Genomic DNA, 6337 nt, shown 5'->3' on the forward strand with positions numbered 1-6337 from the left:
GATGCTGCCGTTCTGGATTGCCTTGCAGTTCCTCAGCAGCTTGCCGATCCGCTTGCCGGGCATGCCGCAGCCCGAGCAGCTGGGGCGCTCGTTGTTGTTCTATCCGCTGGTGGGGTTGCTGTTCGGCGTCTTGCTGTGGGCATTGGATGCCTTGCTCAGTGGCGCTGCGCCGCTGCTGCACGCAGCCTTGTTGCTGGCTGCCTGGGTCTTGCTCAGCGGCGGACTGCACCTGGATGGCCTGGCCGATAGCGCCGACGCCTGGCTGGGCGGCTTCGGTGATCGCGAGCGCACCCTGAGCATCATGAAGGATCCGCGCAGCGGGCCGATTGCCGTGGTTACCCTGGTGCTGGTCCTGCTGCTCAAGTTCGCGGCGCTGGTGGCCCTGATCGAGCAGCAACAAGCTGTGGCTCTGCTACTGGCGCCGTTGATCGGACGCGCGGCCTTGCTTGGCCTGTTCCTCAGTACGCCCTATGTGCGTGCCGGCGGTCTGGGCCAGGCCCTGGCCGATCATTTGCCGCGCCTGGCGGGCAGGCAAGTGCTGGCCCTGAGTACCCTGGGTTGCCTGTTGCTGGGGGGATACCACGGCTTGTTGGCGCTGTTGCTGGCCCTGGTGGTGTTCTGCTGGTTGCGCCAACTGATGCTGCGGCGCTTGGGCGGTACCACCGGTGATACCGCCGGCGCCTTGCTGGAGTTGCTGGAGACGGCGGTGCTGCTGGCCCTGGCTCTAGCCTGAGGCAGATGCCAAGCAGCATTTTTATTGAAAACAGTTGTCCTGGAATTTTCGCGGGTATATACACGCATCATGCTTCCCTCCCAATGTTTGTGCACCAACCTGCGTCGCGCCGCGCGTGGCGTCAGCAGGTTCTACGACGGCGCCCTCGATGGCTTCGGGATCAACGTCGCCCAGTATTCCTTGCTGAACAACCTGCTGCGCCTCGAGCAGCCGAGTATCTCCAGCCTGGCCGAGGCCATGGGCCTGGATCGCAGCACCCTGGGGCGCAATGTGCGGGTATTGGAGGCCTCGGGTCTGGTGCGCCTGGTCGAGGGCGACGATCAGCGCAATCGCCTGGTGCAGCTGACCGAGGCGGGGCATGAGCGCCTGGCTGCGGCCTTGCCGGCGTGGGAGGCCGCCCAGCAGCGACTGATCGATCGCCTGGGGATGGAGAAACGTGAAACCCTGTTGGCCTTGCTGAACGAACTGGCCTGAGGCCGGTTCGTTCGAACATAAGCGGGTATATACCCGTAGACGGAGAATAAAAATGTCATTGATGTGGCGTACCAGCAGTTGGGTACTTCTTGGCAGCGCGTTGATCCTGGCCTTGTCGCTGGGGATCAGGCATGGCTTCGGCCTGTTCCTGCCGCCCATGAGTGCGCAGTTCGGTTGGGGGCGCGAGGTCTTCGCCTTCGCCATTGCCTTGCAGAACCTGATCTGGGGCCTGGCTCAGCCATTCACCGGGGCCCTGGCTGATCGCTTCGGTGCGGCGAAGGTGGTACTTATCGGCGGCGTGCTGTACGCCGTGGGCCTGGTTTGCATGGGAATGGCGGACTCGCCCTTGTCGCTGTCCCTGAGTGCCGGGCTGCTGATCGGTATCGGCCTGTCCGGTACTTCGTTCTCGGTGATCCTGGGTGTGGTTGGCCGTGCACTGCCGCCGGAGAAGCGCAGCATGGGCATGGGCCTGGCCAGCGCTGCCGGCTCCTTCGGCCAGTTCGCCATGCTGCCGGGCACCCTGGGCCTGATCGGCTGGTTGGGCTGGTCGGCGGCGCTGCTGGTGCTGGGTGTGCTGGTGGCGCTGATCGTGCCGCTAGTGAGCATGCTCAAGGACAAGCCGCTGCCCGTCCATGGGCATGAACAGAGCCTGATGGAAGCATTGCGCGAGGCCTGTTCCCACTCCGGGTTCTGGCTGCTGGCCTTCGGCTTCTTCGTCTGTGGTTTCCAGGTCGTGTTCATCGGTGTGCATTTGCCGGCCTACCTGGTGGACCAGCACCTGCCGGCCACCGTGGGCACCACGGTGCTGGCGCTGATCGGCCTGTTCAATATCTTCGGGACCTACACCGCTGGCTGGTTGGGCGGGCGAATCTCCAAGCCGCGTTTGCTCACAGGCCTGTACCTGCTGCGGGCGGTGGTGATCGTGCTGTTTTTGTGGGTGCCGGTGACCCAGGCCAGCGCCTACCTGTTCGGCATGGCCATGGGGTTTCTCTGGCTGTCCACGGTGCCTCTGACCAACGGTACGGTGGCGACCCTGTTCGGGGTGCGGAACCTGTCGATGCTTGGTGGGATCGTGTTCTTGTTTCATCAACTGGGCTCGTTCCTTGGTGGTTGGCTGGGCGGCGTGGTGTATGACCGGACCGGCAGCTACGATCTGATATGGCAGATAGCGATCCTCCTCAGCGTGCTGGCCGCTGCGCTCAATTGGCCGGTGCGCGAGCGCGCGGTGGCGCGCCTGCAGGCCAGCGCCGCATGAAGGCGCGTATTGGTTGGTGGATTGGCCTGGGCTTGGTCGCCTTGTCACTGCTGCTGGCCTGGTGGGGCTGGCAGCACAGTGGAATGGCGCTGATGCAATTGGGCCTGGGCGCTTGCTAGGCGCCGGCAGGGGCGAGTAACGTCGGGATCTGACGACTTTTCAAGGACACCTGACATGGTCATGCGCTGGTTTGCCATTCCCGTTTTGCTCGCGACCTTCGCCGGCTCCACCTGGGCCGCCGATTGTCCGGCGTTGTTGCAGGGCTCGTTGCCCAAGCTGCGCGCCAAGGAATCCATCGATCTGTGCCAGCGGTTCGCTGGCAAGCCGCTGGTGGTGGTCAACACGGCGAGCTTTTGCGGGTTCGCCCCGCAGTTCAAGGGGCTCGAGGCCTTGTACCAGCGCTACAAGGACCAGGGATTGGAGGTGGTGGGAGTGCCGTCCAACGACTTCAAGCAGGAGTCAAGGGACGGTGCCGAAACCGCCAAGGTCTGCTATGTCAACTATGGTGTGACCTTCACCATGACCGAGCCGCAAAAGGTCAAGGGCGCGGATGCGGTGCACCTGTTCAAGGTGCTGGCGCAGCAGAGCGGCGCGCCGAAGTGGAACTTCTACAAGTACGTGGTGGATCGCCAGGGCAAGGTGATCGCCAACTTTTCCAGCCTGACCAAGCCGGATGATCCGGAGCTGCTCGAAGCGGTGGAGAAGGCGCTGGCGTCGGGGGCTTGACTACCCGTTCGGCAAAGTAGAAAAGCCCCGGATCCATGAGGATGCCGGGGCTTTTGTTTTGGCATTCGATAGGCCAGGCACACGCCTGAGGTCGAATGTTAGAAGCGGTAGGTCGCGCCGAGACCGAAACCGTTCGCGCTGTTTTCATACTCGGCGTTGTAGGTCTGGCCGAGTGCGTTGCGGCGGTTGATGTTTACTTTTTCTTCCTTGAGGTAGGAATAGGCCACATCGATGGTCAGGTCGTCGGTTGGGCTCCAGCCTGCACCCACACTGAAGATGGTCCGGTCGCCAGTAGGGATGCGCGGCGAACGGTCAGTGTTGTTGGTGGGAGCCTGGTCGAAGCTTAGACCGGTACGCAGGACCCATTGCTTGTTGAGCTGATAGGAGGTGCCCAGTGCGTAGGCCCAGGTGTCATGCCAGTTCTGATCTTCCTTGATGGTGCTCAGGCCGGCAGGGGCGAAGGCGCCGCCGTTGGCGCGGGTGACGCCTTCGTTCTTGACGGTGATGTCCTTCAGGCGGCTCCAGCGAGTCCAGGTGGCGCCCGCATAGACTTTCCAGGCATCGTTCAGGTCCTGAGTAACGGACAGGTCGTAGGACTCGGGAGTAGTGACCTTAAGGGATGCGTCGTAGCGCTCGCTTTTCAGCACTGAGAACGGAGTGCCGGCACCAGCAGTGCCTGCGCCAGCGTAGACGTCGGTATGGCCTTCCAGCTTGTAGTCGACTTTGGAATGGTAGGTCAGACCGACACGGGTAGTGTCGGTGGCTTGCACCAGCACGCCGATGTTGTAGCCCAGGGCTGTATCGTCGCCCTTGATCTTGACGTTACTGGTATTGCGGGAAAATGGCGGCTGCAAGGCAGATTCCAGCACGCCGGAAATGCGGTTGATGGTCGGGCCAAAGCCGATCGAGACCTTGTCGTTGAAGGCATAGCTGACGGTCGGTTGCAGGGTTATGACCTTGACGTCGCTCTTGCTGCCGAAGTTGCGGCCTTGGAAATCGTTTTCATAGTCGGTCACGAGGCCGAACGGCGCGTAGACCCCCAGGCCGAATGCCCAGTGCTCATCGATGGGCCTGACGTAGAAGCCCATTGGCACCGCTGTGAAAGGAACCATGTCACCTTTGTTGGTGCCGGTCTGAGTACCGCTGGTGTGCTTGATGTCGGTGCTTGCGTCGATGGCGGCGACGCCCACGGTGACTTGTTGCTTCTTCAGGCGAGACATACCGGCAGGGTTGCCATAGACAGTGCTGGCATCTTCGGCAGCGGACGAACGACCGGCAAAACCGGTACCCATGCCACTGATGCTTTGTTCGTTGAGTGCGAAGCCGCCGGCGAAAATCTGGCTGGACGCCATCGCGACGGCGAGGCCGATGGTGGATTTGAGCATTACTTTTTTCATTATTAGAACTCCTGATGATCACCGAGGCGAAAACTACCAACATTTCTGTCCTGGCGCTATAGGCGGAAATGGTTGATTTAGAGTGGTTTTGTAGGACAATCCGACCAAAATCAGGCTTTTTCTCTGATTTTGTAAAAGTCCTCGTCAGCAGGCCACCTGGCTCAGCGGTGAAATGCAGGTTTGCCAGGCATAGGTGAAATCTCTTAAGCGTCCTTGTGGTTGAAAGGTCTTCCTCCAGATACGGGCCATGCCGAGTAAATCGTCGGCAGGAGGTAGTGGGGTGCGCTGTTCCTCCACCAGCAACCAGGCGATCGCCGTGGCATAGCGCAGGTTGACGGTCAGTTCCTGATGCGGTCCGCTGAGAAACGCGTGCTGGCTGGCCAATCCGCGAACCAGGCTGGCTCGTTCTGGGTCCAGTGCCAGGTAATGGTCCCAGAGGGCTTGGTGACGTGGTTCAGTGATGCGGTACAGCCCATGGCCGCGGCGATCGTGCAATGCCGAGCCCAGCTCCGACTGGCTGGCGGCGATGCCCAATAACAAGGCTTCAGCGGTTTTGCTATGGCTGCCCAGGTACATCAGCGTTGGGCGTATCACATAGCGGCACAACTCGCTGGCGGCGATACCCATAAAGCCCTCGAGTATTGAAAATGGCCGGCGAAACCTGAAGGCGCTTGGCAGCTAATGGAAGATCAGATTCGCCGGAAGCGGTTCAGGCCGCTTGAGTTGAAGTGTAGTGTCATATCTGTGCTGTAAAGGCCTGTTTTTAAAACATTTCCGCCTCCTTGTTATAAACCTTATATCGTTTGGTGCTTGCTCGCTTGGGGCTGCCGATAAATCACAAGCCATAAAAAAGCCCCGCACAGTGACGGGGCTTCGGGTTTTTCGGCGTTTGCCGGATCAGGCCACCAGGGCCTGGCGCGTGCGTTCGATCACTGCCTGCAACGGCTCGGCGCTGGAGTACTGGTCGGGATACAGGCGTTCGCTGTGACGGGCGATTCCATGTTCATTGACCAGGGTGAAGCTGAAACCGTTTTTGCGGGTTGCCATGATCAGGCAGTTCAGTGGTGCAAAAGCGTTGGTCAGGGTGCGAATGGCATTTTGAGTCTGGATTTGAGTAGACATGATTGTTGTTCCTACAAATGACACGGATAAGAACCGTGCAACGTTAAAACGTTCCAGTAACGCTGGCCGCCAAGGGCCGGGCGAAGAACCTGTCTGGAACAAAGCAGCCAGTTTGCAGCGCTTTGATTACAGTTGCGCTAAGGCTGGCAGGTAGGTACTTAGGAGGTCAGGCAGCACAACAAGGGCAGAGGTTCTGGGCCCAGGGTGAAGATCCTGATCAATTTGCAGGTTGGTTCGGTCAGAGTAAGGGGCTCACTCGCGGCCTGGAAAATGTTCCAAGGACGCTGCAGTGGTGAGCATTATCTGGAAACCAGCGAGATGGTCGGTCCTGGATGTTGGCGCATTCTGCTCGTTTTGAGGTGCTGCCGACGGGACGTGTTCGACCGGAATTGACTTTCAGCTTGGTACTAACGGCGCGCATTCTATTGGGTTGAGGAGCGGAGCGCAAGTGTGCTAGGTGAATTCTTATCGAGAGTCGGGAAACTGGCGGTGTACCTCCAGCTTGGGGCGTGTACGAAAAGAGTGCGTTACCTGCGTCAATTTCAACACGGTTGTGCACCTGTCTCTTTTACTCATCTCCGGGCCCAAGGGACCCCTGCGCATCGCGGATGACGTCTTTTGGTTGAAAGA

8 protein-coding genes are annotated in these 6337 nt (G+C 60.1%); 5 read left to right on the top strand and 3 right to left on the bottom strand.

Translation table 11 applies throughout. From position 1 onward, the window contains the following. The first annotated feature begins 1 nt into the window (after nucleotide 1). The 5 genes from ACK6AU_RS11665 to ACK6AU_RS11685 all read left to right on the top strand — a co-directional run bounded on the left by ACK6AU_RS11665 (nucleotide 2) and on the right by ACK6AU_RS11685 (nucleotide 3188). Nucleotides 2-733 carry an adenosylcobinamide-GDP ribazoletransferase gene (locus tag ACK6AU_RS11665; protein ID WP_409299423.1) on the top strand — a complete coding sequence of 244 codons (732 nt, stop codon included), beginning with the start codon at nucleotides 2-4 and terminating at the stop codon, nucleotides 731-733. Between the two features lie 69 nt (nucleotides 734-802). Beyond that, nucleotides 803-1207, top strand: a complete 405-nt coding sequence (locus ACK6AU_RS11670) for a MarR family winged helix-turn-helix transcriptional regulator (protein ID WP_185699727.1) — start codon at nucleotides 803-805, stop codon at nucleotides 1205-1207. A gap of 52 nt (nucleotides 1208-1259) precedes the next feature. After that, entirely contained in the window at nucleotides 1260-2462 is a 1203-nt protein-coding gene (locus ACK6AU_RS11675; RefSeq protein ID WP_409299424.1) for an MFS transporter, read from the top strand. Beyond that, complete coding sequence (locus ACK6AU_RS11680; protein ID WP_260498004.1) at nucleotides 2459-2581, top strand: hypothetical protein; 123 nt, start codon at nucleotides 2459-2461, stop codon at nucleotides 2579-2581. Before ACK6AU_RS11675 ends, ACK6AU_RS11680 begins: the two co-directional genes overlap by 4 nt. Before the next feature lie 55 nt (nucleotides 2582-2636). Then, nucleotides 2637-3188, top strand: coding sequence for a glutathione peroxidase (locus ACK6AU_RS11685; RefSeq protein ID WP_185699728.1), 552 nt, complete (start codon nucleotides 2637-2639; stop codon nucleotides 3186-3188). A 98-nt stretch (nucleotides 3189-3286) separates the two neighbouring features. Here ACK6AU_RS11685 and ACK6AU_RS11690 read toward each other — a convergent pair whose 3' ends face one another. The 3 genes from ACK6AU_RS11690 to ACK6AU_RS11700 form a co-directional block, all read right to left on the bottom strand. Next, on the bottom strand, nucleotides 3287-4585 hold the full coding sequence (locus ACK6AU_RS11690) for an OmpP1/FadL family transporter (protein ID WP_185699729.1): 1299 nt from the start codon (nucleotides 4583-4585) through the stop codon (nucleotides 3287-3289). A gap of 144 nt (nucleotides 4586-4729) precedes the next feature. Next, nucleotides 4730-5212, bottom strand: coding sequence for a hypothetical protein (locus ACK6AU_RS11695; protein WP_185699730.1), 483 nt, complete (start codon nucleotides 5210-5212; stop codon nucleotides 4730-4732). A gap of 270 nt (nucleotides 5213-5482) precedes the next feature. After that, nucleotides 5483-5707: a hypothetical protein gene (locus ACK6AU_RS11700; RefSeq protein WP_022640209.1), complete on the bottom strand. Its 225-nt coding sequence runs from the start codon at nucleotides 5705-5707 to the stop codon at nucleotides 5483-5485. Nucleotides 5708-6337: the final 630 nt, after the last annotated feature.

The organism is Pseudomonas sp. KCJK8993, assembly GCF_046230915.1.
Taxonomy (GTDB): Bacteria; Pseudomonadota; Gammaproteobacteria; order Pseudomonadales; family Pseudomonadaceae; genus Aquipseudomonas; species Aquipseudomonas piscis.

Bases quoted from the DNA above. Each gene is read 5' to 3' on its own strand.
- ACK6AU_RS11690 (WP_185699729.1), bottom strand. From the start codon at position 4,585: ATGAAAAAAGTAATGCTCAAATCCACCATCGGCCTCGCCGTCGCGATG.
- ACK6AU_RS11665 (WP_409299423.1), top strand. From the start codon at position 2: ATGCTGCCGTTCTGGATTGCCTTGCAGTTCCTCAGCAGCTTGCCGATC.
- ACK6AU_RS11695 (WP_185699730.1), bottom strand. From the start codon at position 5,212: ATGGGTATCGCCGCCAGCGAGTTGTGCCGCTATGTGATACGCCCAACG.
- ACK6AU_RS11670 (WP_185699727.1), top strand. From the start codon at position 803: ATGCTTCCCTCCCAATGTTTGTGCACCAACCTGCGTCGCGCCGCGCGT.
- ACK6AU_RS11680 (WP_260498004.1), top strand. From the start codon at position 2,459: ATGAAGGCGCGTATTGGTTGGTGGATTGGCCTGGGCTTGGTCGCCTTG.
- ACK6AU_RS11700 (WP_022640209.1), bottom strand. From the start codon at position 5,707: ATGTCTACTCAAATCCAGACTCAAAATGCCATTCGCACCCTGACCAAC.
- ACK6AU_RS11675 (WP_409299424.1), top strand. From the start codon at position 1,260: ATGTCATTGATGTGGCGTACCAGCAGTTGGGTACTTCTTGGCAGCGCG.
- ACK6AU_RS11685 (WP_185699728.1), top strand. From the start codon at position 2,637: ATGGTCATGCGCTGGTTTGCCATTCCCGTTTTGCTCGCGACCTTCGCC.